This window comes from Mesorhizobium sp. M1342 (genome assembly GCF_040317955.1).
GTDB lineage: Bacteria > Pseudomonadota > Alphaproteobacteria > Rhizobiales > Rhizobiaceae > Mesorhizobium.
On record NZ_JAMYLI010000008.1, the window covers coordinates 1 to 19,230 of the forward strand.

Below are 19,230 nucleotides of genomic sequence, written 5' to 3' on the forward strand. Positions count from 1 at the left end.
CCGGCCTCAAACCCGAGCCGCAAGGCACCCCACATTGGCCTGACCCTCCCTCCTTGCCCCTATAACTTAATAACGCAACGGGCCCCTCGTGGGGGAGATCGACCATTTCGGCGTTATTTTAGTCGATTTTTAATCTATTTTCGCCGGACCACTGGACAAGGCGAATCACCTTTGATTCTTTACTGACGATTCGGATGTGCGGCGTTTGCCGGATCACCAAGCAGCATAGGCAATTCGGGGAGTGCCATTTATGGCGAAGGCGGACGCGTGGGGCGCGCCCGGAGGGACGGTTTTTGCGCATCGCGAGACGCGCGGCGACGGTCTTGCCGGGAATACGCGGCTCATCGCCGAACCGGCCTACCGGCGGCTTCTGGCCGCCGAGCCGCTGCTGCGCCGATCAATACCCGCCCTCATCATCACATTCCTGATCGTCATCGCGGCGCTGCGCGTGCTGTCACTGATGAACGAGCGCGACGATGTCGAGCGCAATGCCAAGGCGATCCTGACGCTGGCGGCGGGCCAGCTGGCCAGTTCGCTCGCCACCACCTCGGAAACAGTGCCCGGCGCCATACAGGATCTGCTGGAGACCACCAGCCGTCAGGGCGCGATGGGCCGCAGCCATGTGCTTGTCATCACCGACAGCGCTTTCAAGATCGTCGCGGTGACGCCGCGCTCGATGCCATGGCAGGGCCATTCGCTGGACGGCCTCGTCGAGGGCGGCCAGCCCTTGTTCATGTTCGGCGATCGTGCCGGCGTCATGGACGTCAACATCGACGGACGGGACTGGTACGCGGCGGTCAGCCTGGCGGATGGCGGAAAGGGCGCATCGGCGGCCCTGGTGCCACAGGACGCGGTTTTCGATGCCTGGCGCAAGACCGTTTCGCTGAACGTCACCCTGTTCGTGCTGACGGCCGGCGTGCTGATCGTCATCCTCTATGCCTATTTCGGCCAGGCCGCGCGTGCGCAGGCGGCCGACCGCATCTACCTCGAAGCGCATCAGCGCATCGACATGGCGCTGGTTCGCGGCCGCTGCGGCCTGTGGGACTGGGACATGGTGCGCGGCAAGATGTACTGGTCGCGCTCGATGTACGACATGCTCGGCTACAAGCCGTGCGAAACGATGCTGTCCTTCGGCGAGGTCGATCAGATCATCCATCCCGAGGACGGCGACCTGTTCGAACTCGCCAACAGAATCGTCGCACGCGAGATCGACCATATCGACCAGGTGTTCCGCATGCGCCATGCCGACGGCCAATGGATCTGGATGCGCGCACGGGCACAGGTCATCGATCCGGAAGCGCCGGAGATACAGCTGATCGGTATCGCCGTCGACGTCACCGAACAGCGTCATCTGGCGCTGCGTTCCGAGGCTGCCGACCTTCGCCTCAGAACGGCGATCGAGAACATCAACGAATCCTTTGTGCTGTGGGATTCGACGCAGCGCCTGATCATGTGCAATTCCAAATACCAGCAGGACAACGGGCTTTCGGACCGCGACGTGATGCCGGGCACCGCGCGCGCGGCGCTGGAAGAACGCATGCTGGCCTTTGCTTCCGAACGGCGGCTTGCCCATACCAGCGGCCTGCAGGGCGGCGCCACTTTCGAGCGGCAGCTGGCCGATGGCCGATGGCTGCAGGTCAACGAACTGAAGACCCGGGACGGCGGCATCGTCTCGGTCGGCTCCGACATCACCCAGATCAAGCTGCACCAGGAGAAGCTGGTCGACAGCGAGCGACGGCTGATGGCAACGATCCATGATCTCAGCCTCGCGCGGCGGGCCGAAGAGGAGCGTTCGCGCGAACTGGTCGACCTCAACCGCAAATACATGAAGGAAACCGAACGCGCCGAAGCTGCGAACCGGGCCAAATCCGAATTCCTGGCCAACATGTCGCATGAGTTGCGCACGCCGCTGAACGCGATCATCGGCTTCTCCGAACTGATGGAACAAGGGCTGTTCGGCCCGCTCGGATCGGAGCGCTACGAGGAATATGCCACCGACATCAACAGCAGCGGAAAATATCTGCTGGGCGTCATCAACGACATTCTCGACATGTCCAAGATCGAGGCCGGCCAATTCTCGCTGGACCGGGAAGAAATCGACCTCGGCCCGCTGATCAGCGAAACCGTACGCGTCGTTTCGCTGCAGGCGGCGCAAAAGGCCATCACCGTGGAAACGCGCATTGCCGATGCGCTGACGCTGGTCGCCGATCGCCGCGCGATCAAGCAGATCGTCATCAACCTTTTGTCCAATGCGGTGAAGTTCACCGGCCAGGGCGGCCACATATCGGTCAGGGCCCGCAACACATCCGGCGCGTTGGTGCTGACGATCGAGGACAATGGCTGCGGCATCCCCAAGGAGGCGCTCGGCAAGCTAGGACGGCCCTTCGAGCAGGTGCAGAACCAGTTCTCCAAGAGCCATGCCGGGTCTGGCCTTGGCCTTGCCATCTCACGTTCGCTGGCCGAGCTTCAGGGCGGCGCGCTGAAGATCCGGTCGAGCGAAGGTGTCGGCACGATCGTGTCGGTGCGCATTCCGGTGAAGAGGGCCGTGCCGGCGATCAAGGTTGCAGCGTGAATATTTTATCACCATCCCAGGCCTGATCCCACCTCATGGACGCGAGGTGAAACGCTTTGACAAAGTTATCTATTTTATCCACCTTAGATAAGAAAGGTAGACTTTGTCATGCGAGTGACTTCAACAGAATTCCAGCAGAATGTCGGGCGTTTTCAGGACGCTGCCCAGCGTGCGCCGGTCGCAATCACAAAGAATGGCCGGACCCACACGGTACTCCTGTCGGCGGCGATGTTCGAGGTGTTGGTCAAGGGACGAGTCGCCCGTAACGCGGAAGAACTGGATGATGAGACGCTGAACGCCATCGCCGAAAGCGCCGTACCGAGCGAATATGCCGGGCTCGATGCGATGCTCAAAGACTGGACACCGTGAGCCTGCCCAAACCTATCCCGGGTCTGGTGATTTCCTATTCTTACCTCTGGGTGAGAGAACACGAAAGGGTGCCGAAGAAGGTCGCAAAAACCGACCATGCGCCATTGTCGCCGCGCGCCGGGTCGTGGAGGGCCGTGAAGTCATAACGGTCGTTCCGGTCACACACTCGCCACCGGCTGATCCTGCCGATGCAGTAGAAATACCTGCGCCACTCAAAGCCCATCTCGGCCTCGATGACACGCCGTCATGGATCGTCGTGACCGAAACCAATGACTTCCTCTGGCCGGGTCCCGATCTCAGGCCCATCGCGGGAAGCAAACCGTCCCGATTCGACTATGGTATGCTGCCGCCGCGCTTCTACGCCTATCTGCGGGAGAGAATTTTGCAGGCTCACGCACGCCGCGCGCTCCGGCAGATTCGGCGAACAGAGTAGCTGCATGAGACTGGAAAACACGAAACGTCTTCAATTCCAAGGGACGATCGCTTCACGGTGATCCCGAACGAAACAAAAGATCAAAGTCCTTCCTGACCTTCTGCGACGTCTCCTTGAGGTGTGCTTCCAGCACACCGAAATCCGGCAAGTCGGTCACCGCCAGAAGCAGATCCGAAAGCCCCGGCGGAACGTCGTCGCGCTCGAAGGCTCCGGTGAGGCACAGCCGCGTCATCTGGGTCAGTGCAAGATAGAGCGCGTAGGCATCGCCAAGCTCCTGCCTTATCCCGGCATCGGCGAAGCCCGATGCAAGGCGCGACAGGATCTCGGCGGTGCCGGTGGCGCGGCGCCCGGTCTCGACCTGCCCGGTGATGACGGCCACCTGGGCGATGAATTCCAGATCGATCAATCCTCCGGGAATAAGCTTGATGTCCCAGAGATCGCGCGGCGGCTTTTCCTTCTCGATCATGGCCCGCATGTCCGCAGCCTCGGCCATCACCTTGGCGGCGTCGCGCGGCTGTCCAAGCACCGTCGCCACTTCCGCTTCAACCTCGCCGCACAGGCTGGCGTCGCCGGCAATGGCGCGGGCGCGGGCCAGCGCCATGTGCTCCCAGGTCCAGGCCTCCTGGCGCTGGTATTTCTTGAAGGCATCGATATGGGTGGCCACCGGCCCCTTGTTGCCGGACGGCCGCAGGCGCAGGTCGAGTTCGTAGAGCACGCCCTCCGCCGTCGGCGCCGACACCGCCGCGATCAGCCTTTGCGTCATGCGGGTGTAGTAATGCGAAGGCGCCAGCGGCTTGTCACCGTTGGACTCTTCGGCATCCGGCGCGTGGTCGTAGAGCAGGATCAGGTCGACATCCGATCCGGCAGTCAACTCGCGGCTGCCGAGCTTGCCCATGCCGAGCAGCGAAACCACGCCGCCGGCAATGGTGCCGTGGCGTGCCGCGAATTCGGCCGTCACCGCCTTCAACGCAGCCTCGATGGTGAGATCCGCCAGATCGGAAAAGGCGCGGCCGGCCCGCGCCGGATCGATCGAGCCGGCGAGCAGCCGGACACCAATCAGGAATTTCTGCTCGGAGGCAAAAATGCGCAGCCGGTCGAGCACATCCTCGTAAAGTCGGTCGCCCTCGACGAAGGCGGAAAGTCGCGCCGACAGATAGGCGCGGTCCGGTAGTTCGGTGAGCAAGGCCGGGTCGAGCAAACCATCGAAGACATGCGGCCTGCGGGTGATGATCGCCGCCAGCCGGGGGGCGGCCCCCATGATCGTCGCCAGAAGCTTCAGCAGGGCAGGATTGGACTGCAGCAGGGAGAACAGCTGGATGCCAGCCGGCAGGCCGGCGAGAAACTCGTCGAAGCGCATCAGAGCTTCGTCGGCCCGGCGCGTCTGGCCGAAGGCGCGCAGCAGCGCCGGCGTCAGTTCCGTCAGCCGCTCGCGTGCCTCCGCCGACTGGGTGAGGCGATAGCGGCCGAAATGCCAGCCACGGATGACGCGGCAGATGTCGCTTGGCCGCTGGAAGCCGAGCCCGTGCAAGGTCTGCAGCGTATCGGGATCGTCGACATCGCCGGTGAAGACCAGGTTGCCGATGCCGGTCGACAGTTCGGGTGCTGTTTCGAACAGTGCCGCGTAGTGACGTTCGACCTGCTGCAGCGAGGCACGGAACGCTTGAGAAAAGGCAGAAGCATCGGCAAAGCCGAGCATGTAGGCGATGCGCTCCAGGCCTTCATCATCTTCCGGCAGCGTGTGCGTCTGCTCGTCGGCAACCATCTGCACGGCGTGTTCGACGCGGCGCAGGAACCAGTACTGGCGGGCGAGCGCATCGCGCGCCTCGGCGGTGATCCAGCCGCGGGTCGCAAGCTCGCCGAGCATCGGCACGGTCTCGCGGCCACGCAGTTCAGGGAAGCGTCCGCCGGCGATGAGCTGCTGGGTCTGGACGAAGAACTCGATCTCTCGAATGCCGCCGCGGCCAAGCTTGACGTTGTGGCCTTTGACCGCAATCTCGCCATGGCCCTTGTGGGCGTGGATCTGGCGCTTGATCGAATGGACGTCGGCAATCGCCGCGTAGTCCATGTATTTGCGCCAGATATAGGGCTGCAACTCCTTGAGGAAGGCCGCACCCGCGGCCAGATCGCCTGCCACCGGCCGTGCCTTGATCATCGCGGCGCGCTCCCAGTTCTGGCCGCGTGCTTCATAGTAGCGCAGTGCCGCCTCGACCGGGATCGCCAGCGGTGTCGAACCGGGGTCTGGGCGCAGTCTCAGATCGGTGCGGAAGACATAACCGTGTTCGGTGCGGTCCTGCAGGATGCGCACCAGGCGGCGCGTCAGCCTCGAAAACAACTCGGTGGCGTCGAGCGGATCGACGACGGCGGGCGCTTCCGGATCGAAGAAAACCACCAGATCGATGTCGGAGGAAAAATTCAGCTCATGCGCGCCGAGCTTGCCCATGCCGAGCAGGATCCAGCCCGACTGTTTCGATGGATTGCCGACATCCGGCAGTTTGAGTTTGCCCTGGCCATGCGCGTCACGCAGCAGGAAGTCGACGGCCGCACGGGTGCAGGCGTCTGCAAGATCGCTCAATCGCCGGACCGTCAGCGCCGTTTCGGCCTCGCCGGCAAGATCGGCCAGCGCGATCAGGAAATGCGCCTCCGCCTTCCACTGGCGCAGCTCCATCATCAGGCCGGATTCCGAGACTGCTTCGGTTAGATGCACCTGGTCGATGGCGGCGCCGATCGCCTTCAGCCGAGCCTCGATCGTCTGCTCGAACAGCCCGTCCAGGATTTGCGGCCGGCGACGTGCGGTATCACGCAGGAACGGCGACAGATCGAAGACGGCGGCAAGGAAATCCTGGCCCTCCCCTTTGCCTGCCAGGAACTTGGCCAGCCGCGTCAGTCCTTCTTCGCGCGTGGCGGAAGCGATCTCGGCCAGTTCCAACCGCGCACGGTCCTTGTCGAGCGGAGCAAGCTTGGCAGCCGGCTTCAGCAGCCATCCAGTCTCCACCCGCTTCGCTGCAGTGCTCATCAGTGATCCTCCCGAGCCGGGAAACTCATGACCACGGATAGTCCAGGATTGCCAGGCAAGAGTTCAAGCCGGCCATTGTGGAACGTCATGACCGCCTTGGCGAGGCTGAGGCCAAGACCGGAACCCGGCTGCGAACGGCTCTTCTCCAGCCGCACGAAACGTTCCGTGGCGCGGGCGCGGTCGCCATCGTCGGGAATGCCGTGTCCATTGTCGGCAACGGACAGGCGAACGTCCGCACCGGCTCGCTCGAGCGTGACGCGCACCGCCGGCTGGGCATTGGCGCCTGTGGAATATTTGATGGCGTTGTCGACGATGTTCGACAGCGCCTGGCCGATCAGTTCGCGGTTGCCGTTGACGGACACCGCCTCGCGCGCGTCTGCTTCCAGTGATACGCCTGCCTCTTCCGCCACCGGCTCGTAGAGTTCGACGACATCGCGCACGGCCTCCGCCAGATCGACGCGGTTGGTGTTCTCCGAGGAGTAGCCAGCCTCCAGCCGGGAAATCATCAGGATGGCGTTGAAGGTTTTTATCAACTGGTCTGACTCGGCAATGGTGCCTTCCAGCGCCTGCCGGTAATCGGTGGGCTTTTGCTTGCCCGAAAGCGTCGCTTCGGCCCGATTGCGCAGCCGGGTCAGCGGCGTCTTCAGATCATGCGCGATGTTGTCGGAAACCTGCTTCAGGCCTTCGTTCAGCGCGGCGATCCTGGCCAGCATGGCATTGAGATTTTCGGAGAGCCGGTCGAACTCATCGCCAACCCCCGTCACCGGCAGCCTGCCCGACAGATCGCCGCCCATAATGCGGCGGCTGGCTTCCGACACGCTGTCGATGCGCTTCAGCGCGGCGCGGCCGACAAAAAACCAGATCAGCAATCCGCCCAGCCCCATCATGCCGAGCGCCAGCATCAGCGCACGGCGGATGACCGCACGAAACCGCTCCGGCTCGCCAAGGTCGCGGCCGACCAGCATGATCATCTGGTTCGGCAGCCGCAGCACCAGCGCAATGGCGTTGTGGCCCTTTTCGCCCTGCGCCTGCGCATCGTTCTGCTCGGATTGGGTGGTGGTACCCTGCTCGGCGGGAAGGTTGCGCAGGCGCTCGAGCTCTCCCTCGCCAAAGCGCTGATAAGAGAACGGACTGCTGGTCCAGCCTTCGTTCTCGAGAACGCCCGGCTCCAGGCTCTGCACATTGCCGGTCAGGATTTGGCCGTTGGCGTCGGCGATCAGGTAAAGGTTGGCGCCGGGCTGGCGCGAGCGCTGTTCCACCACGCGCACCAGGATCGGCAGGCCACCGCGCTGATAGGCGCGGGCAAGGCCGAGCACTTCGTCATTGATGGTCTCCTGCGTCTGCGCGGTCAGCATTCGCGCCGACAGCGACGTCATGTAGAAGACGAGCGCCACCGCGCAGAGCGCGAAGAGCAGGAAGTAGAGCGCCGAAAGCCGCGCTGCCGTCGTCTTCATGATGGCTGGCACGGAAAGAGCCATGCCGCAGCTAGCCGCTCTTCAGCATATAGCCGGCGCCGCGAACCGTATGCAGGATGGGCTTGTCGAAGCCCTTCTCGATCTTGCCGCGCAGCCGCGAGACATGGACGTCGATGACATTGGTCTGCGGATCGAAATGGTAGTCCCAGACATTTTCCAGCAGCATGGTGCGTGTCACCACCTGGCCGGCATGCCGCATCAGATATTCGAGCAAGCGGAATTCACGCGGCTGCAATGTGATCTCGCGTGACGCACGGCGGACCGAATGCGACAGCCTGTCGAGTTCGAGATCGCCGACGCGGTAGACGGTTTCGGCTTCCTTGGCGCTGGCGCGACGGTTCAGAACCTCAACGCGGGCGAGAAGCTCGGAGAAGGCATAGGGTTTTGTCAGGTAGTCGTCGCCGCCGGCGCGCAAACCCGTGACCCTATCATCGACCTCGCCGAGCGCCGACAGGATCAGCACTGGCGTTGTGTTGCCCCTGGACCGGAGACCGGCAATGACCGACAGGCCGTCGCGACGCGGCATCATCCGATCGATCACCATCACGTCGTAGTCGCCGGCGTCGGCGAGCGCAAAGCCGGTTTCGCCGTCACCGGCGACATGCGCGGTGTGACCGGCCTCGGCAAAGGCTTTCTGCAAGTAATCCGCAGCCTCGCGATCGTCTTCTATGACGAGAATCTTCATAGGGCTGTTATACGCGATTTCGCCGGAAGGTTGAGTGGCAGACATCTGCATTGTGGCCTTTGCCAAAGCGCACCGCGATCAAGATTGCCCGAAGCCGTGCGCGATAAAGCTGCTCGCCGCCGATGTCGTTTGCATCGGATCGCGGAAGCGCTTTTGAAAGTGTGCGGCAGCGGGCGATGGGAAGCCCGCTGCCGCCGGGGGAAGGCGCGATGACTGACTAACGCGCGCTCCTCCATGCTTTCCCTTACGGCGGCTCGGGGGTGTTGAACCGGCGCACTGGAAAAGTCCAACCTGCCGCCGGAACGCCCTCACCCACCTGGAAAGGCCGAGAGAACGCTCCGGGACCGACCTCAGCCCTTGGCGACGGGCAGCGCGACGAAACGATTGGTGTCGTCGCGGGTGATCTGCATCAGCACTGCCTTGCGGCCGGATTTGACTGCTTCGGTCATCGCCTTGGTGACGTCTTCGGTGCCGTTCACTTCGGTCGAATTGACCGATGTGATGACGTCGCCCGGCTGGATGCCGCGATCGGCGGCGTCGCTGTCGGGATCGACATCGGTCACCACCAGTCCCTTGCCGTTTTCAGACTTGGTAACGGTCAGGCCGAGATCGGCCAGCGTGTCGGGCTTGGCCGGGGCGGCGGGCTGCTGCTGATCGACAGAGGCCTGCTTGTCGCTCGAAGGCAGTTTGCCGAGATCGACCTTGACCGTCTGGCTCTTGCCGTCGCGCCACACGGTGACGTCGACCGACTTGCCAGGCGAATAGGCGCCGATCAGCCGGGCCAGTTCCTTCGGCGAAGCGACATCCTTGCCGTCGACCTGGGTGATCACGTCACCGGCCGTGATGCCCGCCTTCTTGCCGGGACCATCGTCCTGGGCACTGGAAACCAGTGCGCCGTTGTTGGACTTCAGACCAAGCGACTCAGCGATGTCGGAGGTGACCGGCTGGATTTCCACACCGAGCCAGCCGCGCTGCACGGAACCGCTCTTCATCAGGTCCTGAACGACCTGCTTGGCGGTCGAAGCGGGAATGTCGAAGGCGATGCCGACGCTGCCGCCTGACGGCGAGAAGATCGCGGTGTTGATGCCGACGACCTGGCCGTTGAGGTTGAAGGTCGGACCGCCAGAATTGCCGCGGTTGACCGATGCGTCGATCTGGATGAAGTCGTCATAAGGGCCAGCGCCGATGTCACGGCCGCGGGCGGAGACGATGCCGGCGGTGACGGTTCCACCAAGACCGAACGGATTGCCGACGGCCACCACCCAGTCGCCTACGCGAACCTTGGAGTCATCGGCGAAGTCGACATAGGTAAACTTGCCGACGCCGTCGACCTTAAGCACGGCGAGATCGGTGCGCGGGTCGGTGCCGATCAGCTTGGCGTCGAGCTCCTTGCCGTCATGCATCACCACGGTGAAGGCCGAGCCTTCCGAAACGACGTGGTTGTTGGTGACGAGATAGCCGTCATCCGAGATAAAGAAGCCGGAGCCTTGAGCAACCGGCCGCGGCTGGTCGTTGTTGCGGTCGCGGTGGCTGAAGCGCCTGTTGCCGCCACCCTGGCCGTCCTGGTCACCAAAGCCACGGAATTCCTTGAAGAAGCGGCGCAGCTGTGGATTGTTGGGCAGGTTGTTCATGCCATCCTGGTCGTCGGACGGGTCGGAGCCATCATCGGCGGCCGGGCTGATCTTGGCCTTGACCTTGACGCTGACAACGGCGGGAGAAACGCGCTCGACGACATCGGCGAAGCCCGGCACCTGCGGCGCCTCGACGCGCACGGCATCGGCCAGAACAGGGCTGGTTCCGCTGGTCAGCGCGCCAACGCCGATCGCACCGGCCACCGCGACAGATGCGACGGCAGCCATGAGACGCTTGCGGGTGACGGAATATGAATTGGGGGCAATATTCATGGATTTCTTATCCTCTTTCAACGGACGCTGCTTGATCGGCATCCTCAGGAAAAGAGAATTAGAGCGGCACACATTACAGCGCCATTTCCGACACATGAAACTTTGGTAATGTTTGGGAGTCAGGGGACGTACAATCCCCTTGGCTGCGATGTCCAATGTGCTATCTTGTACACAACTCAGCACAAGGCTTTCATAAATGACAGCAAGCACCACCATGACCATCCGGGTCTCTCCCGAAACCAAGCTGAAGCTGGAGCGGATCGCCACCGACACCCGGCGTAGCAAATCGTTCCTCGCCGCCGAGGCGGTCTCGGCCTACGTCGATCGCGAACTCGATATCATTGAAGGCATCAAACGCGGCATGGAAGATGCGGCGGCTGGCCGTGTCGTGCCTCACGACGATGCGATGGCGGAAATCGACGCAGTCATCGAATCGGCGGAAGCCAGGCGCTTGGGCAAGGCGTGAAGCGGTTCGTCGCCTGGTCGCGAGAAGCGCTGGACGATTTTAAGCAGCAAGTTGCCTTTATCGCTCAGGACAATCCTGCTGCCGCCCGACGCCTGGCGGATCGTATTCGTGAAATGGGCCAGGGCCTTGGTGAGATGGCGACGGGCCGCCCAGGCCAAGTGACAGGCACATATGAGAAGCTCATCGACCGCCTGCCCTACATCATTGCCTATGAGTTGCGCCCGATCGCTAGCCGTCAGAGCGTCGCTATCCTGCGCGTCATTCACACGTCGCGGGACTGGCCCTCGGAGGAATGGCCGAGCTAATTGCCTAGTATCTTGTCCAGCGCCGCCTGTTCCTCAGTGGTCAACGCATTGGTCGCCAGCACGCGGCGCGACCGCGCGGTCAGCACGATGAAACCGCCTCCCACCAGCAACAGCAGGACGGGCGTGCCCCAAAGCAACGCATTGCGCAGGTCGAAACGCGGCTTCAGCAGCACGAACTCGCCGTAACGCGACACGACGTAATCCATCACCTGCTGGTCGGTGTCGCCGGCGACGAGGCGCTGACGCACAAGGACGCGCAGGTCGCGGGCAAGGTCGGCATCGGATTCGTCGATCGACTGGTTCTGGCAGACCATGCAGCGCAAGCCTTCCGAGAGCGCCCGCGCCCGCGCCTCCAGCGTCGGATCAGGCAGCACCTCGTCAGGCTTCACCGCCAGGGCCGTGCCGGCAAAGGACAGCGCCAGCAGCAGGGCAATGGAGGTCAGCGAAAGCCGCGCGTTCATGGCAGGGTCGCGGATGGCACCGCGCTCGCCTGCTTGCGCCGCCGCGACGGCGCGCCGACGCGCAGGCGCCGGTCCATCAGTGACATCGCCGCGCCCGCCATCATCATCAGGCCGCCGCCCCAGATCAACGTCACCAGCGGTTTCCACCACAGACGGACGACGACGGAACCGTCATTGCCCTCGTCGCCGAGCGAGATGTAGAGCTGCGAGAAACCAATCGTCCTGATGCCCGATTCCGTCGTCGTCATCTGCCGCACCGGATAAAACCGTTTGGCGGAGCTGATTTCGCCAACAGGGCTGCCGCTGACGCCGATCAGTTCGAAGCGGCCGAGATCCTCGCTGTAATTCGGTCCCTGGGCCGGATGAAGCCCGACGAAACGCAGCGTATGGCCGGACAGTTCGACGGTCTCACCGGCATGCATCGACAGAATCTTCTCGGTGCCGAAGCAAAGTGTGCCGACGATGCCGAGCGTGGTCAGACCGAGGCCAAGGTGAGCGAAGGCGGTGCCGAAGACCGAGCGCGGCAGGCCGAGCAAGCGCCTGACCATGATCCCCGCTGCGACATTGCCGACCCCCGATTTGACGGCGAGGTCGGTGAGCGCGCCAAGGATCAGCCAGACGGCAAGGCCAACGCCCAGGGCTGCGAACACCGAGGCGCCGTCGATGAACAAAGCGGTGACCAGCGTCGCCAGCAGCGCCGCTGCAAAGGCCGCCATAAGGCGCTGCGCGACGGCGAAGACATCGCCGCGCTTCCAGGCCAGCAACGGCCCGAACGGAACCACGAGCAGCAGCGGCACCATCAGCGGTCCGAAGGTGAGATTGAAGAACGGCGCGCCGACCGAGATCTTGTCGGCTGAAAAGGCTTCGACGGCGAGCGGATAGAGTGTGCCGACGAGGACGGTCGCCGTCGCCGTCGTCAGGAACAGATTGTTGAGGACCAGCGCCCCTTCTCGGGAAATCGGTTGGAACAGGCCGCCGGTCGTCAGCCGGGAAGCGCGCAGCGCAAACAGCGCCAGCGAGCCGCCGATAAACAGCGTCAGTATGCACAGGATAAACACGCCGCGCGTCGGATCGGTGGCAAAGGCGTGCACCGAGGTCAGCACGCCTGAACGCACGAGGAAGGTGCCGAGCAGCGACAGCGAAAAGGTCAGGATGGCGAGCAGCAGCGTCCAGATCTTCAGCGCCGAGCGCTTTTCCATGACGATGGCCGAATGGAGCAGCGCGGTCCCCGCCAGCCACGGCATGAAGGAGGCGTTCTCGACCGGATCCCAGAACCAGAAACCGCCCCAACCGAGCTCGTAGTAGGCCCAGTACGATCCCATGGCGATGCCGCCGGTCAGGAACATCCAGGCGACCAGCGTCCACGGCCGCACCCAGCGTGCCCAGGACGCGTCGATGCGGCCTTCGATGAGAGCGGCAACCGAGAAGGAAAAACAGATCGAGAAGCCGACATAGCCGAGATAGAGAAAAGGCGGGTGAATGGCGAGGCCGAGATCCTGCAGGATCGGGTTGAGATCGCGGCCTTCGATCGGCGCCGGATTGAGCCGGATGAACGGATTGGACGTCGCCAGGATGAACAGGAAGAAGGCGGCGCCGATGGCGCCTTGCACCGCAAGCACATTGGCGCGCAGCGTCGCCGGCAGGTTGGAGCCGAAAGCGGCGACGAGCGCGCCGAAGAAGGTCAGGATCAACACCCAAAGCAGCATCGAGCCTTCATGATTGCCCCAAGTTCCGGTGATCTTGTAGATCAACGGCTGCAAGGAATGCGAGTTTTCCCACACGCTCGCCACCGAGAAATCGGAGCTTGCATAGGCACTCGCCAACGCTGCGAAGGACAGCGCCGTCAAGGCAAAGCCGGTCACTGCGACCGGACCGCCGACGGCCATGAGGCGCTGGTTGTTCAGGCGCGCGCCAAACAGCGGCACCACCGTCTGCACCAGCGAAAGCGCAAACGCCAGGACGAGGGCGAAATGTCCCGTTTCAACCATGCCCGTGATCCATTGTCGCTCTCCTGCCGGAGCTATTCACTCTTGTTCTCCTGCCAGACGCCCTTGGCCTTGAGGCCGTCCGCAACCTCCTTGGGCATGTAGCGCTCATCATGCTTGGCCAGCACGCTATCGGCAACAAAAACCCCGTCCGGGCCGAAAGTACCCTCGGTGATGACGCCCTGCTCTTCGCGGAAAAGGTCGGGCAGGATGCCGGTGTAGGTGACCTTGACCGATTTGTGCGTGTCGGTCACCGAAAAGCCGACCGTGGCCCCCTGCCCGCGCTGGATCGTGCCTTTTTCGACCAATCCACCCAACCGGATGCGCTGGCCAGGCTGAACACTGGCGGTGGTGAGATCGGCCGGCATGTAGAAATAGGAGGCCTTCTGGCCAAGCGCGTAAAAAGTCAGCCCGGTCGCGGCAGCCAGGAAGACCAGCCCGCCCGCGATCACCGACAATCGTTTCTGCTTGCGCGTCATGTCTTGTTCTACTCCGTCGCCGCAAGCCCAAGCGAAGCGGCAAAGGCAGTGAATTTCTTCGCCTGGTCGCTGTCGGCTCCAAAGACGGCAATGGCGCGACCGAGCGCCTCACGCGCCTGATCGGCCTTGCCGAGCACGACATAGGAACGAACGAGCCGCATCCATCCTTCCGGATCGCGCGGATTTTGCCGCAGTTTGTCGTCGAGGCCGGCAACCATCGTATTGATCATGGTCTCCCGGTCCTGCGGCGACATCGAGGATGCGGCGTCGACATCGCCGGCATCGGGACCGTTGGTGGCGCCGCCGGAAGCGACGTCGGAGCTTCCGGATTTGGCGAGCGCCTGCTCGACGGCACCGCGCCATGGCGAATCCGGCGGCAATCTGTCCAGCATCGCCTGCCATGCCGTGGTCGCTTCCTTGGCGCGACCCTCCTGCGCCAATGCCATGGCCAGGTAGAAGCTGGCCTTCGCATTGGCCGGATCGAGCTTCAGGGCTGCTTCGAAAGCATCCTGGGCATCGGCCGAGACAATGCCGCCTGCCGCGCTGGCGATCGCCTCGCCGAGACCGGCCTGGCGAACGGCGCTGTCGCCATCGAGCCGAATGGCGTTGCGATAGGCTCCTGCCGCGTCGGAAAAGCGCTGCATGCGCAGATAGACCGGTGCCAGCACGTCCCAGCCCCTGCCGTCAGTGGGAGTGGCGGCCAGATGGGCTTCGGCCCGCGCCACCAGCTCGTCGACCGAACTGTCGGCAGGATTCTTGGCCAACCGCTCGCTGAGCGGTTGCGACGGCAGGTCAGGAGAGCCAAGCTTGACATAGAGCCCCCAACTGACCAGCGGCACCGCCAGCACGGCTACGGTTGCCACCAGCCTTGCCGTGACCGGCGCTCGGCCAGGGTTTGCGCCGCCGACGGCACCCGCATTGTCAAGGCGAAGGATGCGGCGAGCGATCTCGGCGCGGGCCTCGGCGGCTTCGGCCGGCTGGATCAAGCCACGCGCGGCGTCGCGGTCAAGCTCGGACAATTGGTCCCGATAGACTTCGAGATCATGTTCGCCGCTCGACGACGCGCCCTTGGCGCTGGCGGCCAGCGGCAGCAGCACCGCCAGGCTTGCACCCAGCGTGAGAATGGCGGCTATGACCCAGAACAGCATGGTTCTTCCAATACCGGCAGAGCTCTGCCGTGCCAACAGATGCATGCTGCGACGCTTTGACGACGCCAGCCGCCAATCGTCGGCAGACGGTCGTCAGGTCAGCGGCGTCCAGCTGCCATCGGCGTTGCGGCAAGCGGTTCCACGCGCCGTGACCCCGGCACCGGCGGAAAACACCGTCTGCGTGTACTGGCGGCAGTCCTGCGAACCGACGCGGTACGGCTGGGCCGGAACCACCTCGCCGTAGCGCGAAGCCTGAGCGCCCTTCCACGTCACCTTCTGGCCACTGGTCGTATATTCTAGCGCCTTGTATTCAGCCTCGAGCGCGCTGCGCTTCTCGGTCTCGCTGAGGCCGTTGCCGATCGCCCCGCTGATGAGGCCGCCGCCCATCGCCGAAATGATCGTCGTGGTCACCTTGCCGCTGGAAGGAGGTGTCGAGGCCGGTGTCACTGCCACGGTTGGACCCTTGCCGCTCAAGGTGGTGCAGCCGGAAACAGCCAGCAATGCGGAAACGAGAGCGACGCGAATCTTCATGCCAACAACCGATTTTCTTGAGTGGGAGCCTGCCAGGGATGCGCCGGGGGCCGCGTCATCGGAGAAGTTGGCGTGGCCATAGTATTGATATTTGTCGGAAATTTGGCCGCTGGCCGCTGCAGGACCAATCGACATGCCGCCCAATAACATCTCCCGTCCCTCTATGTCGATTGGCCCTAGTGAACATCACTGAAGGCTCCGCAATCGCACCACCGCCTTCAATCCGCCCATACCGGACCGTTCGAGCGCCAGAACGCCTCCATACTCGTTGACAAGGTCTGCGACAATGGCCAGCCCCAGACCTGTTCCGGACTTTGTCTCGTCCAGACGCCGTCCTCGCTTCAGCGCCTCGCGCGCCTTGTCCTCCGGAATGCCGGGACCGTCATCCTCTATGCCGATCTCGAAAAGGCCGGCCGGGTCGTCCTTGCCGGTCAAGGGCACGACCGAAACCTGCACCGCGCTCTTTGCCCATTTCATCGCGTTTTCAAGGAGATTGCCCAGCAACTCCTCAAGGTCCTCGCGCTCGCCGGCGAAGACGATCTCGGCCGCCGGCAGCGACAGCGACAGATTTGTCCGCGGATTGAGCTTCTGCATAACCCGCACCATGCGCTGCACCAGCGGCGTCACCGGCGTGCGGTAGACGACGCTGTCGCGTTGTGCCGCGACGCGGGCGCGCTGGAGATAGTGTTCAACCTGCTTCTGCATGGAAGCGGCCTGTTCGGCGATCAGCTGCCCCTTGGCACCGCCGAGCGCGCGGCCCTCGTTGAGCAGTACCGCCAGCGGCGTCTTCAGCGAATGGGCGAGATTGCCGACCTGTGTTCGCGACCGCTCGACGATGCGCCTGTTGTTTTCGATCAAGGCATTGGTTTCGTTGGCAAGCGGTTCGATCTCGGCCGGGAAGCGGCCGTCGAGCCTCTGGGCGGTGCCTTCGCGCACCATGGCTAGCGCGTTCCTGACCCGGCGCAGCGGCTGCAGGCCGAGCAGGATGGCGATCGCGTTGATGGCGATCATGCCGACGCCGAACAGGCTGAGATAGGTCAGCAGGCGGCGCTGGAAGGTAGCGATTTCCTGTTCGAGTTCGCTCTGGTTGCCCATGACCCGGAAACGCGCGGCCCGGTTCTTGGCGTCGAGAACGAATTCGCTCTCGAAAACTTCGAGTTGCTCGCCGTCGATGCCTTCGGCTGCGTAGCTGCGCTGGAAGCTGGTGTTGAACGGCACCTCGGCAACGCTCGGTGACGGGATCGTCGTGGTCATCGACGACGAGTGGAGATCGCCATGCACGCCCTCCGAAGCGGGCTCGACCGACCAGTACCAGCCCGAATTCGGCTCCGAGAACCGAAGGTCGCCGAGGTCTGGCGCGCCGGTCAGCGCCCCGCTGTCGGAGATGCCGATCGAACCGATCAGGTTGAACAGATGCGCCGAAAGCAGGCTGTCGAAGCCGCGCTCGCTGGCCTGGCGGTATAGGGTGGTGATCAAGGTGAAGATGACAACGAGCGTCACGATCGCCCAGACCGTGGAAAAGGCGATGACGCGGAACGTCAGCGAACGCGGCCACAAACGCAGCGAAAGCGGCGTCCTCGCGGTTGGTTTGAGCGGTTCCGAGTTACGCCTCCGGCTCACGCATGCGGTAGCCCATGCCGCGCACGGTTTCGATCATGTCGATGCCCATCTTCTTGCGCAGCCGCCCGACAAACACCTCAATGGTGTTGGAATCGCGGTCGAAATCCTGATCGTAGAGGTGCTCGACCAGTTCGGTCCGCGAGACGACCTCGCCCATATGGTGCATCAGATAGGCAAGCAGGCGGAATTCGTGCGACGTCAGTTTCAACGGCACGCCGTCGACATCGGCCTTGGAGGCCTTGGTGTCGAGACGCAGCGGCCCGCAGGTCAGTTCGGACGAGGCATGGCCGGCAGCCCGCCGGATCAGGGCCCGCAGCCTGGCCAGCACCTCCTCGATGTGGAACGGCTTGGTGACGTAGTCATCGGCGCCGGCATCGATGCCGGAGACCTTGTCGCTCCAGCGGTCGCGCGCCGTCAGGATCAGCACCGGCATCTTGCGGCCGCCGCGTCGCCAACGCTCGACCACGCTGATGCCGTCCATCTGCGGCAGGCCGATATCGAGCACGACGGCGTCGTAGGGCTCGGTGTCGCCAAGGAAATGGCCTTCCTCGCCGTCGAAGGCGCGGTCGACGACATAGCCGGCATCGACCAGCGCATCCGATATCTGCCGATTGAGATCCTTGTCATCTTCGACGACGAGTACACGCATGCGGAGTTCGATACCTGTTGAAGAGCTTTACCTGTTGAAGAGCTTTGTCAGATTGAAGACTGGGGCAGATATAGGCCGATTCCGGCGGCCTGGGAAACGTAGCCTAAGGTTGATTGGATCAGTTCAGCGGAACGACGATTTCGGAACGGCGCGGACGTTGTCCGTCCTTGCCCGGAACGAGCACGACGATGACACAGACCGGCTGGCCGCCGCGCGTCGACTGCGAGGCCTTGGCCAGCGTTCCGCCATTCTGTTCGGCCACCTGTTGGCCGATGGCGTAGCAATCGGACGCCGCCAGTACGATCGGACTGGCCAACTCGGGCGGCGCGATGACCGGCATCGCCATCGCCTGCGACGCGAACAGCCCGGCAGCACAAAGCGCCAGTGTCGCGGTTCGGAAGTGGGAGCGAAGCGTTTTCATGACCGGCGTTGTAACGCATCGGTGCTGAACGTGAAATGAACGGTGAACGCCGCTGAAAACATCCTCGCCACACCCCTGCAACGCGAGACAGTCAATCTGGAATTTCACCGCCTCGAACAGGTGAAATCCCGCGAAAGCCCAGTCTAGACTCCGTTTTGACCATATTGAAAGCGCATCAGGCATTTTCCTGGGTTATCGCGCGAAAACGCAGCAGCCCGTGATGCACGAGCAGATCCTCGTCATGGCGGGCTTCGGCAAATTCCAGCGACAGTCGTGTCTGGCCGCGAGGGCCGATCACCAATGCTGCGTCGGCAAGGCGCGCCTGGATGGCGGCCATGATGGCTAGCGTTTCGGCGTCGCCATGGGCTTTCGACCAGACATGCAGCGTAATCAACTGATCGTCGGTGTTCTCGGCGCCCGTATCCCAGTCAAAAGCGGAGGTATGGCCGCAGGTCACGTACGGAAAAGCGGCATTCTCGGTTGGCCGTTCGAGCAGTCCGGCGCCGCCCAGCAAGGCCGATAGCGATGCATCGCTTTTCAGCCTGAGAAACAGTGCCTGCTGTAAATCGCCTGGCGCGGTCATCGTCTTTTCCTCCGGTTCCTGCGCTGCCGACTATTGCTTTTCGGAAGCCCGCGTTCTGCGTGTTCTGACAGATATAGCCATTCGACGCGCGGAGGCGATGGCGATTCGTCATCGGAATGATGGATGCCGAT

Annotated in this window: 17 protein-coding genes; 4 read left to right on the forward strand and 13 right to left on the reverse strand. The window is 63.2% G+C overall.

Annotated features, from left to right (window positions below; translation table 11 throughout):
• The first annotated feature begins 250 nt into the window (after window positions 1-250).
• Window positions 251-2,572 (forward strand): PAS domain-containing sensor histidine kinase, encoded by a 2,322-nt coding sequence (locus tag NKH06_RS09870; RefSeq protein WP_352441293.1) that lies wholly within the window; start codon window positions 251-253, stop codon window positions 2,570-2,572.
• Between the two features lie 108 nt (window positions 2,573-2,680).
• The gene (locus NKH06_RS09875; protein ID WP_023812822.1) at window positions 2,681-2,941 is read left to right on the forward strand and encodes a type II toxin-antitoxin system prevent-host-death family antitoxin; all 261 of its coding nucleotides are present in this window, start codon (window positions 2,681-2,683) and stop codon (window positions 2,939-2,941) included.
• A 485-nt stretch (window positions 2,942-3,426) separates the two neighbouring features.
• Here NKH06_RS09875 and NKH06_RS09880 read toward each other — a convergent pair whose 3' ends face one another.
• From NKH06_RS09880 to NKH06_RS09895, 4 genes are all read right to left on the reverse strand, one after another.
• Window positions 3,427-6,387: a bifunctional [glutamine synthetase] adenylyltransferase/[glutamine synthetase]-adenylyl-L-tyrosine phosphorylase gene (locus tag NKH06_RS09880; RefSeq protein ID WP_352866514.1), complete on the reverse strand. Its 2,961-nt coding sequence runs from the start codon at window positions 6,385-6,387 to the stop codon at window positions 3,427-3,429.
• Window positions 6,387-7,865 carry a sensor histidine kinase gene (locus tag NKH06_RS09885; protein ID WP_023812819.1) on the reverse strand — a complete coding sequence of 493 codons (1,479 nt, stop codon included), beginning with the start codon at window positions 7,863-7,865 and terminating at the stop codon, window positions 6,387-6,389. Before NKH06_RS09885 ends, NKH06_RS09880 begins: the two co-directional genes overlap by 1 nt.
• 7 nt (window positions 7,866-7,872) lie before the next feature.
• Window positions 7,873-8,547 (reverse strand): response regulator transcription factor, encoded by a 675-nt coding sequence (locus tag NKH06_RS09890; RefSeq protein WP_023812818.1) that lies wholly within the window; start codon window positions 8,545-8,547, stop codon window positions 7,873-7,875.
• 350 nt (window positions 8,548-8,897) lie between these two features.
• On the reverse strand, window positions 8,898-10,451 hold the full coding sequence (locus NKH06_RS09895) for a Do family serine endopeptidase (RefSeq protein WP_352441296.1): 1,554 nt from the start codon (window positions 10,449-10,451) through the stop codon (window positions 8,898-8,900).
• 196 nt (window positions 10,452-10,647) lie between these two features.
• Here NKH06_RS09895 and NKH06_RS09900 point away from each other — a divergent pair, with 196 nt between their 5' ends.
• Both NKH06_RS09900 and NKH06_RS09905 read left to right on the forward strand, forming a co-directional pair.
• A complete protein-coding gene (locus tag NKH06_RS09900) occupies window positions 10,648-10,917 on the forward strand; it encodes a CopG family ribbon-helix-helix protein (RefSeq protein ID WP_023812816.1) in 270 nt (89 codons plus the stop codon).
• Window positions 10,914-11,222, forward strand: coding sequence for a type II toxin-antitoxin system RelE/ParE family toxin (locus NKH06_RS09905; RefSeq protein WP_352441298.1), 309 nt, complete (start codon window positions 10,914-10,916; stop codon window positions 11,220-11,222). The genes NKH06_RS09900 and NKH06_RS09905 overlap by 4 nt, the downstream gene beginning before the upstream one ends.
• On the opposite strand, the gene NKH06_RS09910 is transcribed toward NKH06_RS09905, so the two are convergent.
• The 9 genes from NKH06_RS09910 to NKH06_RS09950 all read right to left on the reverse strand — a co-directional run bounded on the left by NKH06_RS09910 (window position 11,219) and on the right by NKH06_RS09950 (window position 19,099).
• Entirely contained in the window at window positions 11,219-11,683 is a 465-nt protein-coding gene (locus NKH06_RS09910; RefSeq protein ID WP_352441299.1) for a cytochrome c-type biogenesis protein, read from the reverse strand. The genes NKH06_RS09905 and NKH06_RS09910 overlap by 4 nt on opposite strands.
• Window positions 11,680-13,671 (reverse strand): heme lyase CcmF/NrfE family subunit, encoded by a 1,992-nt coding sequence (locus NKH06_RS09915; protein WP_023812813.1) that lies wholly within the window; start codon window positions 13,669-13,671, stop codon window positions 11,680-11,682. The genes NKH06_RS09910 and NKH06_RS09915 overlap by 4 nt, the downstream gene beginning before the upstream one ends.
• A gap of 32 nt (window positions 13,672-13,703) precedes the next feature.
• A complete protein-coding gene (ccmE, locus tag NKH06_RS09920) occupies window positions 13,704-14,147 on the reverse strand; it encodes a cytochrome c maturation protein CcmE (RefSeq protein ID WP_023812812.1) in 444 nt (147 codons plus the stop codon).
• Between the two features lie 8 nt (window positions 14,148-14,155).
• A complete protein-coding gene (gene ccmI, locus NKH06_RS09925) occupies window positions 14,156-15,295 on the reverse strand; it encodes a c-type cytochrome biogenesis protein CcmI (protein WP_352441300.1) in 1,140 nt (379 codons plus the stop codon).
• A 93-nt stretch (window positions 15,296-15,388) separates the two neighbouring features.
• A complete protein-coding gene (locus NKH06_RS09930) occupies window positions 15,389-15,826 on the reverse strand; it encodes an RT0821/Lpp0805 family surface protein (RefSeq protein WP_023812810.1) in 438 nt (145 codons plus the stop codon).
• Between the two features lie 186 nt (window positions 15,827-16,012).
• Window positions 16,013-17,446: an ATP-binding protein gene (locus tag NKH06_RS09935; RefSeq protein ID WP_352892891.1), complete on the reverse strand. Its 1,434-nt coding sequence runs from the start codon at window positions 17,444-17,446 to the stop codon at window positions 16,013-16,015.
• On the reverse strand, window positions 17,430-18,095 hold the full coding sequence (locus NKH06_RS09940; RefSeq protein ID WP_023812809.1) for a response regulator transcription factor: 666 nt from the start codon (window positions 18,093-18,095) through the stop codon (window positions 17,430-17,432). The genes NKH06_RS09935 and NKH06_RS09940 overlap by 17 nt, the downstream gene beginning before the upstream one ends.
• 118 nt (window positions 18,096-18,213) lie before the next feature.
• A complete protein-coding gene (locus tag NKH06_RS09945) occupies window positions 18,214-18,516 on the reverse strand; it encodes a hypothetical protein (protein WP_127257297.1) in 303 nt (100 codons plus the stop codon).
• 175 nt (window positions 18,517-18,691) lie between these two features.
• A complete protein-coding gene (locus NKH06_RS09950; protein WP_128302999.1) occupies window positions 18,692-19,099 on the reverse strand; it encodes a DUF3168 domain-containing protein in 408 nt (135 codons plus the stop codon).
• Window positions 19,100-19,230: the final 131 nt, after the last annotated feature.

Excerpts from the sequence above, each read along its gene's own strand:
- NKH06_RS09870 (WP_352441293.1), top strand. The coding sequence starts at position 251 with ATGGCGAAGGCGGACGCGTGGGGCGCGCCCGGAGGGACGGTTTTTGCG.
- NKH06_RS09875 (WP_023812822.1), top strand. The coding sequence starts at position 2,681 with ATGCGAGTGACTTCAACAGAATTCCAGCAGAATGTCGGGCGTTTTCAG.
- NKH06_RS09880 (WP_352866514.1), bottom strand. The coding sequence starts at position 6,387 with ATGAGCACTGCAGCGAAGCGGGTGGAGACTGGATGGCTGCTGAAGCCG.
- NKH06_RS09885 (WP_023812819.1), bottom strand. The coding sequence starts at position 7,865 with ATGGCTCTTTCCGTGCCAGCCATCATGAAGACGACGGCAGCGCGGCTT.
- NKH06_RS09890 (WP_023812818.1), bottom strand. The coding sequence starts at position 8,547 with ATGAAGATTCTCGTCATAGAAGACGATCGCGAGGCTGCGGATTACTTG.
- NKH06_RS09895 (WP_352441296.1), bottom strand. The coding sequence starts at position 10,451 with ATGAATATTGCCCCCAATTCATATTCCGTCACCCGCAAGCGTCTCATG.
- NKH06_RS09900 (WP_023812816.1), top strand. The coding sequence starts at position 10,648 with ATGACAGCAAGCACCACCATGACCATCCGGGTCTCTCCCGAAACCAAG.
- NKH06_RS09910 (WP_352441299.1), bottom strand. The coding sequence starts at position 11,683 with ATGAACGCGCGGCTTTCGCTGACCTCCATTGCCCTGCTGCTGGCGCTG.
- NKH06_RS09915 (WP_023812813.1), bottom strand. The coding sequence starts at position 13,671 with ATGGTTGAAACGGGACATTTCGCCCTCGTCCTGGCGTTTGCGCTTTCG.
- ccmE (WP_023812812.1), bottom strand. The coding sequence starts at position 14,147 with ATGACGCGCAAGCAGAAACGATTGTCGGTGATCGCGGGCGGGCTGGTC.
- ccmI (WP_352441300.1), bottom strand. The coding sequence starts at position 15,295 with ATGCTGTTCTGGGTCATAGCCGCCATTCTCACGCTGGGTGCAAGCCTG.
- NKH06_RS09930 (WP_023812810.1), bottom strand. The coding sequence starts at position 15,826 with ATGAAGATTCGCGTCGCTCTCGTTTCCGCATTGCTGGCTGTTTCCGGC.
- NKH06_RS09940 (WP_023812809.1), bottom strand. The coding sequence starts at position 18,095 with ATGCGTGTACTCGTCGTCGAAGATGACAAGGATCTCAATCGGCAGATA.
- NKH06_RS09945 (WP_127257297.1), bottom strand. The coding sequence starts at position 18,516 with ATGAAAACGCTTCGCTCCCACTTCCGAACCGCGACACTGGCGCTTTGT.
- NKH06_RS09950 (WP_128302999.1), bottom strand. The coding sequence starts at position 19,099 with ATGACCGCGCCAGGCGATTTACAGCAGGCACTGTTTCTCAGGCTGAAA.